The sequence below is a fragment of the Cellulosimicrobium sp. BMG9.22 genome (assembly GCF_059159975.1).
Genome location: NZ_JBZGBY010000071.1, coordinates 1 through 763 on the forward strand (window position 1 = coordinate 1; position 763 = coordinate 763).

1 protein-coding gene is annotated in these 763 nt (G+C 63.0%); it reads left to right on the plus strand.

Going from position 1 to position 763, the window contains the following annotated elements:
• Window positions 1-763, plus strand: a 763-nt coding sequence (gene clpX / locus AC4H2H_RS19735) for an ATP-dependent Clp protease ATP-binding subunit ClpX (protein WP_494372533.1), incomplete at both ends; no start/stop codon positions are given.

Genomic DNA, 763 nt, shown 5'->3' on the forward strand with positions numbered 1-763 from the left:
TCGTGGAGCTGGCGAAGTCGAACATTCTGCTGATCGGTCCGACGGGGACGGGTAAGACGTATCTGGCGCAGACGTTGGCGCGGATGTTGAACGTGCCGTTTGCGATTGCGGATGCGACGGCGCTCACCGAGGCGGGGTATGTCGGTGAGGATGTGGAGAACATTCTGTTGAAGCTGGTGCAGGCGGCTGATTTTGATGTGAAGAAGGCTGAGTCGGGGATCATCTATATCGATGAGATCGACAAGGTGGCGCGGAAGGCGGAGAATCCGTCGATCACGCGTGATGTGTCGGGTGAGGGTGTGCAGCAGGCGTTGTTGAAGATCATCGAGGGGACGTCGGCGTCGGTGCCGCCGCAGGGTGGTCGTAAGCATCCGCATCAGGAGTTCATCCAGGTGGACACGTCGAACGTGTTGTTCATCGTGGCGGGGGCGTTTGCGGGGTTGGACGACATCGTGGCGGCGCGGGCGCGGAAGCGTGGGGTGGGGTTTGGTGCGTCGATCGAGACGGGTGCGGGGGAGGATCTGTTCGCGCAGGTGCGTCCGGAGGATCTGCATCGGTTCGGGTTGATCCCGGAGTTCATCGGGCGTCTGCCGGTGATCGCGGCGGTGTCGGCGTTGGATGCGGAGGCGTTGGTGCGGATCCTGACGCAGCCGCGCAATGCGTTGGTGAAGCAGTATCAGCGGATGTTCGCGATCGACGGGGTGGAGCTGGAGTTCAGCGAGGGTGCGGTGCAGGCGGTGGCGGAGCAGGCGTTGTTGCGGGG